Below are 17943 nucleotides of genomic sequence, written 5' to 3'. Positions count from 1 at the left end.
CGTGGCATACTCGGCGGCGATGATCACCCACCTCCGGGGCCGGCTCGCGCGGATGGACCTCGCCGGCCCGCTCGTCGAGCTCGACGTCCACGGCATCCGGTTCGAAATCCTCGTCCCGATCGTGCTCTGGCCCGAGCTGGCGGAGCTGGCGGGCGAGGCCGACCTCTCCGCCGGCGAAGGCCCCGAACTCGGCCTCCACATCTTCTACCACGTGAACGCGAACAACCCGCTGCCCGTCCTCGTCGGCTTCCTCCGCCGGGCAGAGCGCGACTTCTTCCGGAAGTTCACGACCGTCGAAGGCATCGGCCCGGCGAAGGCCGTCAAAGCGATGAACGTCTCCGTCTCGACCATCGCCCGCGCCATCGAACAGGAGGACCGCGCCACCCTCGCCCGGCTGCCCGGCATCGGCCCCCGCTCGGCCGACAAGATCATCGCCACGCTCCGCGGCAAGGTCGTCGCCGAGGCCGCGCTGCAGGATGGCGGCGTCGAACGGCCGGTCGAGACGGCCGCCTTCGAGGAGCGGCGCCTCATCGCCGACGCCGTCGAAGCGATCGCGGGCCTCGGCTACTCCCGCGCCGAGGCCCGCAAATGGGTCGAAGCCGCCGCCGCCGAGGACCCCTCGCTCGATTCGCTCGATGCGATGCTCGTGGCCGTCCTCCGCCGGCTCGACGCGCGCTGAGCTACCGCCCGGCCAGCCCTGCGCGGATCTTTTCGATGGCCGACATCGCGCCGCGGCCCTGCTGCCGGAGCGCGACCCCCGCGGGGACGGCGGCCGCGGCCTCCCGCCGGACCGCCTCGCGGATGCGCGCGAGCGTCTCCTTCGCCGCCGCGTAGCTGGCCTCCAGCGCTTCGACCGTGTCGCCGCTCAGCAGGGCGGGGTCGAGCGCCGGCTCGGCGGCGGCGAGCGCCTCCCGCAGCCGCGCGATAGCGCGGGCGTGCGCCTCGCGGGCGGCGGCCAGCGCCTCGTCCCGCTCCGCCAGCTGCGCGCGCAGCTCCTCCAGTTCGAGCAGCGCGTCCTGCGCCTGCAGCTCCTCCGGGTCCATCGTCGTCACCTCAGGGTGTGGTCTCCGCCCGACGGTGCCGCGGGGCGGCCCGGAAAGCCAAGGGCAAGCTGGCACATTCCCCGGTGCGGCGGCCTTTGCTACCTTCGGGAGCGATGCGCCTGCCCGTCTCTCCCCGCCGCTTCCTCCTCGCCGCCGCGCTGCCGGCGCTCCTGCTCGCGGGCGCGGCCTGCGGCGACGGTCCCGACCCCGTGCCGACCCCGACGCCGACGCCCGATTACGGGCAGTTCGGCCCGCCGCCGAAGCTGGGCGGCAACATCCTGAAGGTCTATCCCGAGCACGCGAGCACGGTGACGCAGGCCTCCACCCGCTCCCCCGACCCCTCCCGGCCCGGCGGCATCTGCGCCGAGGTCAGCTTCGACGGCACGCCCCAGTACGGCCAGTGGTTCCGCATGGCGGTCGACGGCGTCGAAGTTACCGACAAGCTCACGTGGGTCATCCCCACCCGCGAGCAGCCCCAGAACGGGCGCGTCTGCTACGCCCCGCCGGAGGGCCTCCAGCCCGGCAAGCACGAGGCCGCCCTCGCCGTGCAGGACCCGCTCAACCCGAACGCGCCGACGAAGCAGGTGGTCGGCTGGGCGTTCATGGTCAGCGAGTAGCCGCGCCCGCTAGCTCGAACCCCGTTCATCCGCCAGAATCCCGCGGCACGACGCTATGCCGACGCTCGTCCGTCTCTCCCGCGCCGCCGCATCGACCCTGCTGGGCGTCGCCGCCGCGCTGCTCGTCACCCTCGGCGTCATCCGCCTCTGGCTCGCCGATGTCCTGTACGACGAGGACCGGTTCGCGGCGACCGCCGTCTCGCTGATGGAGAACGACACGGTCCGCGGCGAAGTGCGCCGCGTCGTGGTCGACCAGGCGATCGACCAGCAGCCGGACCTCCTCGCGGCGCGGCCGCTGCTCGAGACGGTCGTCGATACGGCGCTGACGAGCCGGCCGTTCGAGCGCATCCTCGAAGCGGCGGCGCGCGACCTCCACCGCGCCATCTTCTCGAGCGACCGCCAGAGCTTCGTCCTCAACATCTCGGATATCTCCACGCTCGCGCAGGCCGGTCTCCGCGCCTACGACCCCGAGCTGGCCGACCGGCTGCCCGGCGGGCCGAACCTCGGCACCATCGAAGTCGCCAGCCGGGGCGCCGCCACCCGGCTGATGGAGGTCGACCGCCAGCTGCGGGCGCTCACCTGGGTGGTGCTCGCGGCGGCCGCCGCCTGCTTCGTCGCGAGCGGCCTCGTCGGCGGCTCCTTCCGGGCGGCGTCCACCGCCTTCGGCATCGGCCTCGTCGGCGGCGCGCTGCTGACCTGGCTCGGCATCGCCATCGTCGCCGAGCTGCTGGAGACGCGGGTGCCCGGCTCGCGGGTCGCCCGCGAAGCCGCGCGGGAGACGTGGCTCGCCTACAGCCGCGAACTCCGCTCGTGGATGTGGCTCCAGGCCACCGCGGGCGTCGTCATCGCCTCGGTCGCCTCGAGCCTCGTGGCGAACGCCTCCGCCCGCGAGCAGGCCGCGGCCGTCGGCCGCTGGTTCGCCGCCCGCTGGGAGCAGCGGCTCGGCCGGGTCGCGCTCTCCGGCCTCGGCGTGGCGGCCGGCATCCTGCTCTTCCTCTCGCCCGCGAGCACCGGGATGCTGCTCGCGCGGGCGGCCGGCATCGCGCTGGCCTACCTCGCCGGCGTCGAACTGCTGCGCACGCTCGGCCTCGCGCGCGAAGCCGCCCGCCGCGATGCCCCCCGCGCCGCGCGCCGCGAGGCCGCCATCCCGGCGGTCTTCGCCGGCGGCACGCTCGCGGTCGCCGGGCTCGCCGTCGCGGGCCTCTTCTGGCTCAACCGCGATGCCCTCCGCGCGCCCTCGTCTGCCGACCTCGTCCGCTACGACGGCTGCAACGGCCTCGAAGAGCTCTGCGACCGCCGGCTCGACCAGGTGCTCTTCCCCTCGACCCACAACTCCATGGGCGCGGCCGAATCCCCCGGCTGGTTCCTCGCCGAGCACCTCCACCCCATCGACCGGCAGCTGCGCGACGGTATCCGCGCCCTGCTCATCGACGTCTACTACGGCTACCCCACCGGCCGCGGCGTCCGCACCGACCCGACGCTCGTCATCGAGAAGCTGGAGCCCTACTGGGGGCCGCAGGCCCTGGAGGCCGCCAGCCGCCTCGCCGACACCATCGGCCCCATCCCGCCCGGCGCGAAGCCGGGGCTCTACCTCTGCCACGGCTACTGCGAACTCGGCGCCACCCCCTTCGAGGGCGTCATGCGCGACCTCCGCGCTTTCCTCCGCCAGAACCCCGGCGAAGTCGTCATCCTCGTCCTGCAGGATTACGTGGACCCCTTCGACGTCGAAAAAGCGATGACGCGCACCGGCCTCATCGATTACGTCGCCGTGCTCGAATGGGGCCAGCCGCTGCCGACGCTGCGGGAGCTCATCGAAACGGACCGCCGGCTGCTGGTCTTCTCGGAGAACGTGAAGGATGCGCCGGCGCCGCCCTGGTACCACGACGCCTTCACCTGGATGCAGGACACCCCGTTCCTCTTCCGCTCGGCCGAGGAGTTCAGCTGCGAGCCGTTCCGGGGCCGGCCCGACAGCCCGCTCTTCCTCGTGAACCACTGGGTCTCGCGCTTCCCACCGTCGACCCGCGACGCCCTCCCGGCGAACAGCGCGGAGGTGCTGCGCAGCCGGCTCGAACGCTGCTGGCAGGAGCGCGGGATGATGCCGAACATCATCTCGGTGAACTTCTCCGAAATCGGCGACCTCATCCCGGTGGTGGAGGAGTTCAACCGGCGCGGGCCGCGCCAGTAGCGGCTGCCGCTCAGCCGGGCTCCGCGGGCGCCGGCGCGGCCCGTTCGCCAGTCGCCGCCGCTTCGAGGTGGGCGCCCAGCCGCCAGCCGTGGAAGAGCACCCGGGCCATCCAGAGCATCGCATCGAGCCGCTCGACGAGCGGGGGCCGGGGCGCGGGGGGCGCCGGCGCGCCCTCCTCCGCCGGCCGGGGCCGGCTGAACCAGCGGCGCAGCCCCCGGAGTTCGCCCGCCAGCGCATCGGCGACGTTCGGCTCCCGGCGCTCGGCGGCCCGTTCGATCAGCTCCCGGCGCCGCTCCTCCCGCCAGCGGGCATAGGCGGCAGCCTCGGCCTCGGCCGCGGGCAGCGCCTGCCGCAGCGCTTCCGGGTCCGCGAGCGCGCCCGCGAGCGCCCGCGCGGCCGCTGCGAACCGCGGCCCCCGCCGCCGGAACGCCTGCGCTGCCGGCACGGCCGGCGGATGTTCCGCCAGCATCGCCAGCCGGTGGAGGTGGTCCACGGCGTGGAGCAGGGCGACGTACCGCTGCCGGGCGGCCGGGTCGCCGGGTTCGATCCGCTCGACGAAGCGGGTAAGCGGCTCGATCGCTGCCGCTGCCTCGGCCGCGTGCGGCGCGGGCTTCCCCTCGGCGAGGCCCGCTGCCGCCTCGAGCAGCGCCCCGCCGATGCGCCCCGCCGCCCGCCGGGCCGCATCGAGGCCGACGTCCGGCACCTCGGCGACGGCGGCATCGAGGTCCGCCAGCAGCTGCGGGCCGCGCTCCGGCACGAGCCGCGCCACCAGCCGCGAGAACGGCCCGATGACCGGCAGCAGGAGCAGCACGCCGGCGAGGTTGAAGAACGTGTGGAAGGCCGCCAGCGCCACCGCCGGGTCGCCGTCGTCCGCAGCGTCGGCGGAGAGTTCGACGAACGCCGGCAGCGCCGCGAATGCCACCGCGCCCGTAATGGCGTTGAACAGCACGTGCGCCACCGCCGTCCGCTTCGCCGCCGTCGTCGCCCCGATCGCCGCGAGGCCCGCTTTCACCGTGGTCCCCACGTTCTGGCCAATCGCCAGCGCCGCCGCCTCCTCCAGCGTCACCGCGCCGGCATCGACCGCCGCCAGCGTCGTGGCCATCGCCGCCGAGGAGGACTGCATCACGACGGTCATCACGATGCCGACGCCGACGAGGAGGAGCCGGCCGCCGAGCGACGCGCCGCCGAAGCTCCCGGGATCGATCCGCTCCGCGAGGCCCGCCATCCCGTCCTGCAGCGTGCCGATGCCGACGAAGATGAGGCCGAAGCCGGCGAGGGCCATCCCGGCGGCGGCCCGCCGCCCGTCGAACAGCAGCCAGGCGAGCGCCCCGAGGCCGATGAACGGCATCGTCCACTCCGCCACGCGCACCTTCAGGCCGATGGTCGAGACGATCCAGCCGGTGGACGTCGTGCCGAGGTTCGCGCCGAAGATGACGCCGACGGCCCCCTGGAAGCTGAGCAGGCCGGCGCTCACGAACCCGATCGTCATGAGAGTCGTGGCGCTCGAGGACTGCACGAGGGCGGTGACGGCCGCACCGGAGGCGACCGCGGTGAAGCGGTTCCCGGTGAACCGCTTCAGCAGCTCGCGGAGGGCGCTGCCCGCGGCCGTCTTCAGTCCTTCCGTGAGCAGCAGCATCCCGACGAGGAAGATGCCGACGCCGCCGAGGACTTCAAGGACCACCGGCCGCTACCCCGCGGCAGGCCCCGGCGCCGCGCCGGGCGGGGCCGGCACCAGCCGGAACGGCAGCGCCCGCGCATCCTCCCGGCCGCCCGCCATCGCGGCGCGGACGGCGGCCCGGTAGCCGCCGAAGGCCGGCAGTTCGGCGTTCAGCGCGACGGCCGCCTGGATGAGCTGGCTCGAACCGGCGGGCACGTGCGGCGGCCGCCCGACCTGCAGCTGCCCGTCGAGCTGGAACACCGCTGCGCCGTCGTCGTCCTCCAGCCGCAGCTGGAGCGCGATCGGCACGTTCGTCTCGTCCCACGCCACGCGGACGCCGATGGCGACGGCGAACTGGGCGCGGGCGGGCGCGGCGGGGGCCTGCCGCAGGTCCCAGCCGCCGCCCATCAGGTAGAGCTTGCCGTTGATCACTTCGGCGTGGTCGGCGAGGAGCGCGTACTCAATCTCCATGGCCGCCAGTCTACCCCGGCGTCCCGGCGGCCGCCGGGGCCGGGGCCGCAGCCCGCTCCATGCCGAGCAGGGCGGCGAGGTCTTCCTCCTGCGCGAGGTTGAGCCGGAGCAGCGTGGCGAGCCCGATGAGCTGCTGGCGCAGGTCGGCGACGTCTTCCGGGTCGAGCGCCTCGCCGCCCGGCTCGAGGTCCGCCGCCAGCCGTTCGAAGCTGCGGAGCACGCGGAACAGCTCCGCCTGCGTCCGGCTGTGTGCAGCGAGCGGGTCCGGCCCCGGCAGCCGGGCAGCCAGCGCCGGGTAGACGTCGCGCTCTTCCTGCTGCTCGTGGGGCACGACCATCGCGCGGACGCGCGCAGCGGCCGCCTTCGCGCGGGCCGCCAGCTCGGCCGGCGGCAGCGCATCGAGCTCGGCCGCGAAGCTGCGGAGCTCGTCGGCGAGCGCACCCAGCTCGCGGTGGCCTTCGAGCAGCGACTGGAGGACGGCCGGCGGGATGCCCGCCCCGGGCCGCGGCGGCTGCCAGCGGAGCACCCGGAGCGCGTTCAGGATCGCCGCGACGTCGATCCCCTCCTGCAGCAGCGCTCCCGCCACCGGCGGGATGCGGCCGGCCGCCGCGAAGCCCATCGCGAGGAACGACAGCCCCATGCCGAGGACGATGCTCTCGACGGCGATCCGCCGGGCCGATCGCGCCACCAGCATCGCCTCCACCAGCCGGTCCAGCCGGTCGACCATGATGACGCCGTCGGCCGCCTCGGCCGCCGCCGCCGCGCCACGCGCGCCCATCGCCACCCCGACATCCGCCGCAGCCAGCGCCGGCGCGTCATTGATGCCGTCGCCGACCATGAGCGCGGGCGCGCCGGCCCGCGCCGCGACGTGCTCGACTTTCTCCGGCGGCGTCAGCCCCGCCAGCACCCGGTCGATGCCGAGCGAGGCGCCGACCATCTCGGCGAGGCCCGGGTGGTCACCCGTGAGCATCACCGTTTCGCCGATGCCGAGCCGGCGGAGCATGCGCACCACCCGGCCCGATTCCGGCCGGACCGGATCCTCCAGCGCGAAGGCGGCCGCAAGCTCGCCATCGACTCCAAGGAACGTGGCCGAACCGCCGTAGCGGAGCGCCCGCCGCTGCAGCCGGAGCGCCGCCGGCGAGGGCTCCCGCGCGCACACCCACGGCAGCCGGCCGAGCCGCAGCCGCCGCCCGTCGACCTCGCCTTCGAGGCCCATCCCCGGCTCTTCGCGGACCTCGCCCGGGAGCGAAAGCGCGATGCCCCGCTCGGCAGCCGCCCGCACCAGCGCCTCCGACATGATGTGGCCGGAGACCTGGGCGAGGCTGGCCGCCAGCCGCAGCGCTTCGGCCGGGTCGAGCCCGCCCCACGCCGCCAGCACCCGCTCCAGCCGCGGCGTCCCGGCGGTCAGCGTCCCCGTCTTGTCGAAGAAGACGACGCGGACGCGGGACAGCGTCTCGAGCGCGCCGCCGCCTTTGATGACGACGCCGCGCCCGGCGGCCCGCGAAATGCCGCCAACGATGGCGATCGGCGCGGCGAGGATGAGCGGGCACGGCGTTGCCACCACGAGCACGGCGAGCGCCCGCACCGGGTCGCCGCTCCACGCCCAGGCTCCGCCCGCCGTGAGGAGCACGACCGGCACGAAGAGCCCGGCGTACCGGTCGGCCAGCCGCGTCATCGGCGAGCGCGATGCCCGTGCGGCCTCCACCAGCCGGATGATGCCCGCGTAGGTGCTCTCGCCCGCTGTCGCCAGCGCCCGCAGCCGGAAGGGCGCGCCGGCGTTCACCGCGCCTGAGGCAATCCGCTGGCCCGGCCGCGCCTCGGCCAGCCGGCTCTCGCCCGTCAGCGCCGATTCATCGAGCAGCGCCTGGTCCTCGAGCAGCGTGCCGTCGACCGGCACGGTATCGCCGGTCGCGATGAGGAGGAGGTCGCCGGCCTGGACCGCCTCCGCCGGGATGACTTCGACGGCGCCGCCCGCAATGCGGCGCGCCGTCCGCGGGGCCCGGGCGAGCAGCCCGGTGAGCTCCCGCTCCGCCCGGCCGGCCGCGTACGCCTCGAGCGCCTGCCCGGTCGCAAGCATCACGCCGATGACGGCGGCAGCCAGCGTTTCGCCCAGCGCAATCGCCCCGGCGATAGCGAGCACTGCGACCACGTCGACGCCAGCGCGGCGGGCGCGGAGCGCCTCGACCATCCCGCGGAGGGCCGGCACCAGCCCGCCGAGCGCGGTCGCCGCCCAGGCCGCATCCGCCGCCCTGCCGTAGCCCGCAGCGAAGAGCGCCAGCCCGATGGCGGTGCCGGCGACGGTCGCGGCGGGCAGCCGCGCTTCGCGGATGGCAGCCGCCTGCAGCCGGGGAACGCGCATGGCCGCCAGTCTACCCCGGCGTCCCGGCGGCCGCCGGGGCTGAGCAGCTGCTTAGTGGTGGGCCGCGGCCGTCCCCTTAGTGGCAACCTGCCGGCCCCGTAGGTGATCCTCCCGGCGGGCCCGTCGAACTCCGCAAACGATGATGAACACAGCGTGAACGGCGCCCCGAGCGCCGGCGATGGGAGGTCACCAGCTATGGGTTTCGTGCGGGTCCCGCAGGCCGTCTCCAATCTCCGCCTGGTCCACAAAATCCTCGGCGGGTTCGTCGTCGTCCTCGCCCTCATGGCGGTTGTCGCCGGCGTGGGCATCTACCAGCTCGAGCAGGCCGCGCAGCGCGCCGACCGCATGTATGCCATCAACACGCTCGGCGTGCAGTACTCGCTCCAGGCGATCCGCTACCTCAACGCCAGCGCGCGCGACGAGAAGAAGGCGCTCCTCGCTGCCGAGGCCGGCCAGCGCAACCGGGCCATCGATGCCTCGCGCGATTTCCTCGCGAAGGCCCAGCAGGAGCTGGAGAACTACCGGCCGACGATCAGCTCGAAGGATGAGGCCGACCTCTTCCTGCTCATCGAAGAGCTCGCCCAGCGGGTCGTCGCCGGCCGGACGCAGGTGCTCGACCAGGCGGCGAAGGGCGACCAGGTCGGCGCCGTCATCACCGCCTCGCAGATCGAGGCCGATGCCCAGCGGCTGAACGACAACCTGGACCTCCTCGCGCGCTACAACGCGGAGCAGTCGCAAAAGGCCGCGAAGCAGTCGGATACGGCGGCCGCGAATGCGCGGATGCTGCTCATCGGCCTGACCGTCGCGGCCGTGGTGCTCGGCTTCGGCGGCGCGTGGTGGCTCGCCCGCTCCATCGCCGGGGCCGCCCGGAAGGCGGCCGATGCCGCCGACCGCATCGCCAAGGGCGATGTCGAGGTCTCGGTCGACATCCATTCGAAGGATGAACTCGGCCAGATGGCCCGCTCGTTCGAGAACATGACCGCCTACCTGCGCGAGATGGTCGGCGTCGCGAAGGAGGTCGCCAACGGCAACCTCGCCGTGCAGGTGACGCCGCGCGGGTACCAGGACGCGCTCGGCCGCGCCCTGCGCGATATGGTCGAGAACCTCGCGAAGCTCGTGGGCACCGTGCAGGAGAACGCGCAGGCGATCTTCGCCGCCTCGAGCCAGCTCGAGGAGTCCTCGAACCAGATGGCCCTCGCCACCGGCCAGATCGCGCAGGCGATCAACGAAGTGACCACCTCCACCGTCACGCTCAACACCCTCGCGCAGGACAGCACGCACGAGGTCACCCAGCTGGCGGCCGGCTCGCAGCAGCTGAGCGCGAGCGCGCAATCGAGCGCGCAGTCGGCGGCCGAGGGCCAGCGCGAAGCTGAGGCGATGGGCCAGCGGATCGCGCACGCCTCGGAAGTCTCGGCCGAAGTGGCCCGCGCCGCCGAGGCGAGCCGGGAGGCCGCCGTCCAGGGCCAGCAGGCGGTCGCGCAGGCCGTCGCCGCGATGGAGTCGATTGCTGCGGCCGTCGGCCGCGCCTCCGAGCGGGTGAGCGAACTCGGCCAGCTCGGCCAGCAGATCGGCGACATCGTGAAGGTCATCGACGAAATCGCCTCGCAGACGAACCTGCTCGCGCTCAATGCCGCCATCGAAGCCGCCCGCGCCGGCGAGCAGGGCCGCGGCTTCGCCGTCGTCGCCGAGAACGTGCGCGGCCTGGCCGAGCGCTCGAGCGCCAGCACCCGCGAAATCGCCGAGCTCATCGCCCGCGTCCAGCAGGGCACCCGGGAGGCCGTCAACGCCATGGCCGAAGGGGTGCGCGACGTGACCGCCGGCCGCGAAATCACCCAGCACGCCGGCCAGTCGCTCGAGGCGATCATCCAGGCCGTCCAGTCCGCCGCCGAGCGGATGAACGAGGTGGCCGGCGAAGTGCAGGAGCTCGCCCGCGGCGCCACGCGCATCGTCGAAGCCACGGAATCGATCGCGCAGGTGAGCCGCGATTCGGCCGCCGGCGCCGCCGAGATGGCGAGCGGCACCGAGCGGGTGGCGATGGTCATCTCGCAGGTCTCCGTCACTTCGGAGCAGACCTCCGCCTCGGCCGAGCAGGTCTCGGCTTCCACGGAGGAGCTCTCGGCGCAGTCCGAGGAGCTGGCGGCGACGGCCTCCCAGATGCGGGAGTACGCCAAGGCCCTCAGCGAGGCAGCGGCCCGCTTCCGCCTGGCGCAGGGCTGAGCCCGCGGCAGCGGGGCGGAGGAGGCCGGGGGGAGCGGACGCCGCGCTCCCCCCGGCTGCAGCGTGCGCGGCCGCCGGCGGCTTGATGCAAAGAAATGCAGTTGCAAATAACTGCGGAAGGGGCCAGACTACGGGTGCCCGCCCGCCGCCGTCGTCGGTCCTCCTGGGCTGGTGCGAGTGCCCGGCGGCGGGCAGGCCGAACCCTGCGAAGGAGGCACCGGCCTTGCCGACGTATACCCTTCCCGACCTGGCCTACGACTACGGCGCGCTGCAGCCCCACATCAGCGGCGAAATCATGGAGCTCCACCATGCCCGCCACCACGCCGCCTACGTGGCCGGGGCGAACGCCACCCTCGAGAAGCTCGAAGAGGCCCGCGCGAAGGAAGACTTCTCGACCGTCAACATGCTGGCGAAGAACCTCGCCTTCCACCTCTCCGGCCATATCCTGCATTCGATTTTCTGGAACAACCTGAGCCCGCACGGCGGCGACGAGCCGGCGGGCGAGCTGCGCCAGGCGATCGACCGGGATTTCGGCAGCTTCGACGCCTTCATGAAACAGCTGTCGAACACCACGAACAGCGTGCAGGGCTCCGGCTGGGGCGTGCTCGCCTATGAACCCGTCTCCGACCGCCTCGTCATCGAACAGGTCTACGACCACCAGTCGAACATCGCCAACGCCTCGACGCCGATCCTCGTGATCGATGCCTGGGAGCACGCCTACTACCTGCAGTACCGGAACGCCCGCGCGGATTTCGTGAAGGCCGTCTGGAACATCATCAACTGGGAGGACGTGGCGAAGCGGTACGCGGAGGCCCGCGCTGCCCGCGTGCCGATCGTCCGCGCCCCCTGACCGAACCGCCGCGCGTGCGGGCGCGGGGCCTGCGGAGCGCGGCGCTCCCCTCCAACCGCGTTCCCTCCCCGCGCGGCCGCGGGCCGGTGCGGGCGGCCCGGCCCCCGGCGAAGCCGCTCCCGGGCTACAGGTGGAGCGGCGGGCTCTTGCAGGCCTTCTTGAGCGCGACGTAGACGCCGCCCCGGAAAGCGGCCCGCAGCTGCCGCTGCCGCGCCGGCAGCGCGACGCTCTCCCGCCGCGCGCAGAAGTCGGCCAGCGGCTGCACCGCCGCATCCCACGAGAGTTCCGCGCCGATGCGGGCGAGGTTCGCGCGGCAGGTTTCGCGGAAGGCAGCGTCATCCAGCAGCCGCTCGATGCCGGCCGCCACCGCGTCGGCGTCCCGCTCCGGCACCGTGATGCCGAGCGGCTCCCGCTCCACCCGCTCCGCCAGCACATCGCCGCGCGTGCAGACCAGCGGCACCCGCGCCCGGAAGAGGTCGACGTACCGCGTCCGGAAGGCGAACCGCGCTTCGAGGTTTTCGTAGCCGAGGCAGACGCTGGCGTCCGCCTCCGCGAGGTAGCTGTCGATTTCGGCGTAGGGCACCCAGCCTTCGAGGAAGAAGACCGTCCGGTCCTTGAGCCCGAGCTCTTCCGCCAGCTCGATCGTCCGCCGGGTGACGCCCGCGTTCGGGCCGAAGGCGAAATCCGGGTGGTTGATGCCCATGAAGACGAGCTTCACCTCCGGCCGGCGGCCGCCGAGCCGGGCCATCGCCCGCAGCAGCGTCTCCGTGTCGTTCCATTCCGTGATGCCGCCGTTCCAGAGGAGCGCCCGGTCGGCGGGTGCGATGCCCGGCATCACGCCTTTGAGCGCCGGCCCCGCCGGCCGGAGCGGCTGCTGCGGCACGCCGTAGGGCACCACGTCGATGTACCGCCGCAGCGACGGGTCGCGCGCGTAGACCGACGGCGGCACGAGGTCGAGCGCCATCATCATCCCGATCCAGAGGTCGCGCTGGCGGTCGTCCGCGCAGAAGATGAAGTCCGCCAGCGTGAGCTGCATGTTCAGGTACCAGCGGTTCGAGGCCATCCACGTCCGCCGCCACTTCGGCAGGATGTCGCGCTGCGAAAGCTCCATCCATTCGATGAAGAGCGGGGTGAAGGCGTCGAGCGCGAGCCGCGTCTTCCCCATCAGCTGGACGAACTGGGGCGGGAAGTTCCGCGAGACGGTCACGTCATGCTGGCGGGCGAGGAAGAGCGCCTCGCTGTTGCTGTAATACCGCCGGATGCCGACGTTGCGGGCGGGGGGCGCGACCTCGCCCCGGTCGCCCGGCACCGCGAGCGTGATCTCGGCGCCGGGCAGGGCGCGGCCGAGCGCGCCGGCGAGCTGGTACGCCCGCACCCCGGGCGAGGCCATCTGCGGCCCGATCACAGCCCGCGAAAGGACGAGGATTCTCACTTCGCCGCGCTCCCGGCGCCGAGCCGCGCCAGCCGCTCCTGCCGCAGGCGCTCCTTCTTCTCGGCGGCCTCGCGCCGCTCGGAGCGCCGCTTCAGCGCCGCGTCGTACCGGTTGAACACGGCCCGCCGGGCGGTGTAGACAGCGAGCCGCTGCGCCAGCCCGGGCACCCGCTCCCACTTCGGCGAAACCGGCTCGCCCTCCTCCCGGCAGAAGCGGATGAGCGGCTGCATCGTGGCGCTCCACTGGAGCCGCGGCCGGGCGGCGGCGAGGTTCGCCTTGCAGCGGGCGTGGAACTCCCGGTCATCCAGCAGCTTCTCGATGGCGCGCGCCAGCGCCGGCGCGTCGCCCTCCGGCACCACGAGCCCCCAGCCCTCCTGCGCCACCTCCTCCGCCAGCACGTCGCCGTGCGTGCAGATGAACGGCAGCTCGCCCCAGATCAGGTCGACGAACCGGGTGCGGTGGCTGTAGCGCGTCTCCATGTTGTCGAAGTAGGTGCAGGCGGAGATGTCGGCCTCGAGCACGTACTGCTTCGCCTCTTCGTGGGAGACCCAGCCCTCTTCGAAGAAGATCGTCCGGTTGAGCTGGCCGTTGCGCGCCGCGATCGCCTTCGCATCCTGGAAGCGGACGCCCTTGCCGAGCTCCTTGATGCCCGGGTAGGCGGCGCCGAGAAAGAGCAGCTTGATATCGTCCCGGCCGAGCAGCCGGAGCGCCTCGATGAGCGTCGCCGGGTCGTACCACTGGATGATGCCGCCGTTCCAGAGGATGATGCGGTCGGTTTCGCCGAAGCCGGGCCGCACGCCGCGCAGCACCCGCTTTCCCGGCACGGGGAGCTCCGGCCGGATGCCGTGGGGCGCCGAATCGATGTACCGCCGGAGCGTCGGGTCGGCCTCGTACACCCGCGGCGAAATGAGCCCGAGCGACGTCATCATGCCGATGTAGCTGTCGCGCTGCCGTTCGTTGCAGGTGAGGATGAAGTCGGCGAGCGTGAGCTGCATGCCGAGCACCGCCCGCGTCCGTTCGGCCCAGGCGTCGCGATGGCGGCCCTCGTAGTGCTGCATCCCCACCTCCATCCACTCCATCGCGTACTGCGAGAAGAGGTCCACCACGTACCGCTTCCACGGGTAGAAGACGGCGATGTGGGGCGGCAGCATCGAGCTGATGATGATGTCGTGCGATGCGGCCAGCTGGAGCAGGTTCCGCGCGCTCCAGCGGGTCACCCGGTAGGCGCCGTCGGCCGGCTGTTCGGCATCCTCGTTCGGGCCGGCGAGGGTGACCTGCGCGCCGGGCACGTGCTCGGCGAGCACGCGCGCCTGCGCGGTGGCGCGGATGCCCGGCGCCGACATGTGGCTGCCGAGGTAGCCCCGGGCGAGGATGAGGATGCGCGGCCCCATGGCCGCCGATGGTACGGCCCGCCCCTGCCACGCGGAAGCGCGCGCCTGCCCATGCGGGACCGGTTCGGCCCCAATTGACCGCAAGCTTCGCCGATCTACGCTACGGGCGACGTGTTGCGCGCCCTCGATACCCTCATCGGCGGCCATGGCCGCCGTTTCGTTGTCCGGCGGTTCGTGCGTCCTGCCCAGCGCTTTGCCGCTATCGAGGCGTCTGGCGGCATCGTCCTCCTCGTCGGCGCCATCATCGCCCTCGCCTGGGTGAACTCCCCCTGGGACCAGAGCTACTACGACCTCTGGGAAACGGAGCTCGCGCTCGACCTCCACCTGTTCGAAATCCACCAGCACCTCGGCCACGCGGTGAACGACGGCCTGATGGTGCTGTTCTTCTTCGTCGTCGGCCTCGAAATCAAGCGCGAGCTGGTCTCGGGCGAACTCTCGAGCCCGCGCCGGGCGATCCTGCCCGTCGCCGCCGCGCTCGGCGGCATGCTCGGCCCGGCGCTCATCTACACCGCCTTCAACGCCGGCACGGAGACGGCCCACGGCTGGGGCATCCCGATGGCGACGGACATCGCCTTCGCCGTCGGCGTCCTCACCCTCCTCGGCAAGCGGGTGCCGCCGCCGCTCAAGGTCTTCCTCCTCGCCCTCGCCGTCGCCGATGACCTCGGCGGCATCATCGTCATCGCCGTCTTCTACACCGAGTCGCTCTCGCTCGAGGCGCTCGGCTGGGCCGCCCTCCTGCTCACCGTCATGTTCGTCCTCAACCGGGGCGGCGTCCGCGCTATCGGCGTCTACTTCTTCCTCGGCGTGCTCTTCTGGGCCGCGATGCTGAAGTCCGGCATCCACGCGACGATCGCCGGGGTCATCCTCGCGATGCTCACCCCCTCCCGGCCGTACTACACGGACGAGGATTTCGACGCCGCGATGGACCGCCTGCGCACCGAGTACGCCCTCGCCCGCGCGGACGGCGACCACGAGCGGATGCAGCAGGCGCTCGCCCAGATGGAGGACCTCGCCAGCGGGATGGAGAGCCCGCTCGACCGGCTGGAGCACCGGCTCGCGCCGTGGACCGCGTACCTCATCGTGCCCATCTTCGCGATCGCCAACGCCGGCGTGCCGGTGACGGGCGAGATGCTCCGCAACGCCGCCTCCAGCCCGGTGACGCTCGGCGTCGCCTTCGGCCTCGTCTTCGGCAAGCCGATCGGCATCTTCCTCACGAGCTGGCTGTGCGTCCGGCTCGGGCTCGCGCAGCTCCCGGCGAACACCGGCTTCCGGCAGGTGCTCGGCGCCGGGATGATCGCCGGCATCGGCTTCACGGTGGCGCTCTTCATTGCCGGCCTCAGCTTCGACGACCCGTCGCACCTCGACGAGGCGAAGATCGGCATCCTCGCCGCCTCGCTCATCGCAGGTGTGATCGGCTCGCTCTACCTGCTGCTCGCTGCGCCCTCGGCCTCGCACGATACCGGCCTCGAGGCGGCGCGCGCCCGGGCCGCCGGCCACTGACCGCGAGCGTCAGCCGCCGCTCGGAGCTGTGGTCCCGCCGCGCCACGGTGGCGGCATGCGAACCCTCACTCCCTCCCTCCTCGCCCACCAGGCCGCGGCGCGCCGCCGGCCCGCGGTCCGCGTCCTCCTCTCCCGCCGCCGGGCGGGCGTGCCGCTGCTCGCCTTCGGGCCGCCGGCCGCGCTGCCGGGCAGCGAAGCCCCGCACGCCCTCGCCGTCACCGCCGCCGGCACCCGCATCCAGCTGGTCAACGACGGCGGCAGCCTCCGCGCCCGGCGGGACGGGGGCCCGTGGTCGGGCGTCCTCGCCAGCCTGCCCGCCGGCGCGCCCGTCGCCGCCGCCGCCGTGCCGGGCGAAATCGCCGCCGCCTTCGCCGACGGCGCCGCGCTCCGCACCATCCACTCCTTCGACGACGGCCTGACCTGGACCGCGCCGGCGACCCGCGTGACCGAGGCGGTGCCCATCGGCAGCCTCGCCCTCGCCGGCCGCGCCTCGAACGGCAATCTCTGCGCCTTCTACAGCCTGGGCGCGACCCCGGCGGTGAAGCGGCTCCGCCGGACGGGCGGCACCTGGGCCGCCAGCGGCACCACCTGGACGATGGCCGGCAGCTGGGCGGCCGTCAGCGGCCTCGCCGCGGTCCACGCCGCAGGCGACTTCCACCTGCTCGTCACCGGCACCGCGCCCGGGAGCGGCGCCGCCCTCGCGGCGGCCCACGTGATGGGCGACGGCGGGCTGCCGGCGAACGCCTGGTTCGGCCCCCGGGTGGCGGCCGCCGCTGATGCGGCCTCCGGCATCACGTTCGACCGGCCGGCCATCGTCTGGGCGGGGCAGGCTGTCGCCGCCTTCCGCGAAGTGCGCGCTGCGCCGGTCGCGGGCTCCCGCGCGCTGCTCGCGCAGGCCGTTTCGGGCACGCTCGCGCCCTGGAGCGAACCGGTGCCGTTCGCCGCTGGCGCGCCCTTCGGCCTCGCGCTCGCCGCCGATGGGGACGTCCTCCTTGCCGCGCGCGTCGGCGCAGTCCAGGCCGCGCCGCTCGCCGACGAGCTGGACGTCTCCGCCCTGCTGCGCCGGTTCCGGCGGGCCGACGGGCCGGCGGTCTCCCGCGCGCTGGCCGAGCTCGCCGACCCGGCGGGGCTGGCCGGCAGCGAACCGCTCCTCGCGCCGGGCGCCGGCGTGGAAGTGAGCCTCGGCTACTGCTCCGGCCCCGGCGGCGCACCGGAGTACGGCCCCGCCTTCCGCGGCGCGGTCGAAGCGGTCGAGCGGCGCCGGGCGCGCGGCGTGGAGACGGCCGTCCTCCGCATCGCCGGGCCGTGGGAGCGGCTCGCGGCCTACCGCGCCCCGGCCACCTGGCAGCCGCCGCCCGGCAGCACCCGCGGCGAACTGCTCACCGCCCTCGCCGCCCGGGCCGGCATCCCCGTGGCCAGCGCCGCCGACCTGCCGCCGTCCGGCGCGTGGACGACCGAGACGGCCGCCGTCGCCATCCAGGCCGGGGAGGCCGCGCTCCCGGCGGCGCTCCGCCTGCTCGAACCGACCGCCGACGCCTTCCGCGCCGAATCGGGCCTCGAAATCTGCGGGCTCAGCCCGGCCGACCCGGCAGCGTGGGCGCTCGGCGCCGGCGGCCATCCGCTGCTCGCCTTCGAGCCGGCCGCGCGGGCGCTCCCCGCGTGGACCCGGGTGCAGGGCCCGGACCGCGCTGCCGAGGCGTTCCGCGGCGGCGAGCTCTTGCGCGATGGGCCGGCCCTCGTCCCCCGCCGCGAACTCGGCGCCGCCTCCGATTCGCTCGCCGGGGCGTATGCCGCCCGGCTGCTCGCGCGGCTCCGCCGGGGCCGGCCGCTCGCCCGCGCCCGGCTGCCCTTCCACGCCGGCATCCAGCTGTACGACGTCGTCGACGTCGTCCACCCGCTCGCGCCCGGCGGCAGCGCGCGCTACCGCGCGCTCGGCATCGAAACGGCGTACGGCCCGGGCGGGTTCGAAACCGCGCTCACGCTTGGGGAGGTGAACTGATGGCCCTGCGCCGCGCCCGCCTCGTCGCCTTCGATACGGGCAGCTGGACGGCCGCCGTCCGGCTCGACGGTTCGGCCGCCGCTGTCTTCGAGAACGTTGCCGTCAGCCGCGCGCTGCCGGCGGCCGAGATGGTCCCCGGCCGCCGCCTGCTCATCGACACTGGCGACCACCGCCACCCGGCGGACGCCGTCGTCATCGCCGCTTGGTGAGCGCCGCGCCGCC

General features: G+C 73.9%; 14 protein-coding genes. 8 read left to right on the top strand and 6 right to left on the bottom strand.

Going from position 1 to position 17943, the window contains the following annotated elements; genetic code table 11:
- The first annotated feature begins 19 nt into the window (after positions 1-19).
- Positions 20-679: a Holliday junction branch migration protein RuvA gene (ruvA, locus tag O0235_RS06655; RefSeq protein ID WP_270057757.1), complete on the top strand. Its 660-nt coding sequence runs from the start codon at positions 20-22 to the stop codon at positions 677-679.
- A gap of 1 nt (position 680) precedes the next feature.
- Here the strand turns inward: ruvA and O0235_RS06650 are convergent, their stop codons facing one another.
- The gene (locus O0235_RS06650) at positions 681-1052 is read right to left on the bottom strand and encodes a hypothetical protein (RefSeq protein ID WP_270057756.1); all 372 of its coding nucleotides are present in this window, start codon (positions 1050-1052) and stop codon (positions 681-683) included.
- Between the two features lie 104 nt (positions 1053-1156).
- Here O0235_RS06650 and O0235_RS06645 point away from each other — a divergent pair, with 104 nt between their 5' ends.
- Both O0235_RS06645 and O0235_RS06640 read left to right on the top strand, forming a co-directional pair.
- Positions 1157-1660 carry a hypothetical protein gene (locus O0235_RS06645; RefSeq protein WP_270057755.1) on the top strand — a complete coding sequence of 168 codons (504 nt, stop codon included), beginning with the start codon at positions 1157-1159 and terminating at the stop codon, positions 1658-1660.
- 55 nt (positions 1661-1715) lie between these two features.
- Positions 1716-3845, top strand: coding sequence for a phosphoinositide-specific phospholipase C-related protein (locus tag O0235_RS06640; protein ID WP_270057754.1), 2130 nt, complete (start codon positions 1716-1718; stop codon positions 3843-3845).
- 10 nt (positions 3846-3855) lie between these two features.
- Here the strand turns inward: O0235_RS06640 and O0235_RS06635 are convergent, their stop codons facing one another.
- From O0235_RS06635 to O0235_RS06625, 3 genes are read right to left on the bottom strand one after another with little or no spacing between them, the layout of a single operon-like run.
- On the bottom strand, positions 3856-5526 hold the full coding sequence (locus O0235_RS06635; RefSeq protein ID WP_270057753.1) for a Na/Pi cotransporter family protein: 1671 nt from the start codon (positions 5524-5526) through the stop codon (positions 3856-3858).
- 6 nt (positions 5527-5532) lie between these two features.
- Entirely contained in the window at positions 5533-5973 is a 441-nt protein-coding gene (locus O0235_RS06630; protein WP_270057752.1) for a DUF6941 family protein, read from the bottom strand.
- 10 nt (positions 5974-5983) lie between these two features.
- The gene (locus O0235_RS06625) at positions 5984-8332 is read right to left on the bottom strand and encodes a heavy metal translocating P-type ATPase (protein ID WP_270057751.1); all 2349 of its coding nucleotides are present in this window, start codon (positions 8330-8332) and stop codon (positions 5984-5986) included.
- A 195-nt stretch (positions 8333-8527) separates the two neighbouring features.
- Here O0235_RS06625 and O0235_RS06620 point away from each other — a divergent pair, with 195 nt between their 5' ends.
- Together O0235_RS06620 and O0235_RS06615 are read left to right on the top strand one after the other, a co-directional pair.
- Entirely contained in the window at positions 8528-10549 is a 2022-nt protein-coding gene (locus O0235_RS06620) for a methyl-accepting chemotaxis protein (RefSeq protein ID WP_270057750.1), read from the top strand.
- A 223-nt stretch (positions 10550-10772) separates the two neighbouring features.
- Entirely contained in the window at positions 10773-11399 is a 627-nt protein-coding gene (locus tag O0235_RS06615) for a superoxide dismutase (protein ID WP_270057749.1), read from the top strand.
- Positions 11400-11523: 124 nt separating this feature from the next.
- Here the strand turns inward: O0235_RS06615 and O0235_RS06610 are convergent, their stop codons facing one another.
- Together O0235_RS06610 and O0235_RS06605 are read right to left on the bottom strand one after the other, a co-directional pair.
- Entirely contained in the window at positions 11524-12831 is a 1308-nt protein-coding gene (locus O0235_RS06610) for a glycosyltransferase family 4 protein (RefSeq protein WP_270057748.1), read from the bottom strand.
- Positions 12828-14222, bottom strand: coding sequence for a glycosyltransferase family protein (locus tag O0235_RS06605; protein WP_270057747.1), 1395 nt, complete (start codon positions 14220-14222; stop codon positions 12828-12830). The genes O0235_RS06610 and O0235_RS06605 overlap by 4 nt, the downstream gene beginning before the upstream one ends.
- Before the next feature lie 111 nt (positions 14223-14333).
- Here O0235_RS06605 and nhaA point away from each other — a divergent pair, with 111 nt between their 5' ends.
- From nhaA to O0235_RS06590, 3 genes are read left to right on the top strand one after another with little or no spacing between them, the layout of a single operon-like run.
- Positions 14334-15722 carry a Na+/H+ antiporter NhaA gene (gene nhaA / locus O0235_RS06600; RefSeq protein WP_270057746.1) on the top strand — a complete coding sequence of 463 codons (1389 nt, stop codon included), beginning with the start codon at positions 14334-14336 and terminating at the stop codon, positions 15720-15722.
- A 55-nt stretch (positions 15723-15777) separates the two neighbouring features.
- On the top strand, positions 15778-17721 hold the full coding sequence (locus tag O0235_RS06595; protein ID WP_270057745.1) for a hypothetical protein: 1944 nt from the start codon (positions 15778-15780) through the stop codon (positions 17719-17721).
- Positions 17721-17930: a hypothetical protein gene (locus O0235_RS06590; RefSeq protein ID WP_270057744.1), complete on the top strand. Its 210-nt coding sequence runs from the start codon at positions 17721-17723 to the stop codon at positions 17928-17930. The genes O0235_RS06595 and O0235_RS06590 overlap by 1 nt, the downstream gene beginning before the upstream one ends.
- Positions 17931-17943: the final 13 nt, after the last annotated feature.

The organism is Tepidiforma flava (assembly GCF_027594505.1).
Classification (GTDB): domain Bacteria; phylum Chloroflexota; class Dehalococcoidia; order Tepidiformales; family Tepidiformaceae; genus Tepidiforma; species Tepidiforma flava.
This window is presented reverse-complemented; position numbering and strand designations above follow the sequence as displayed.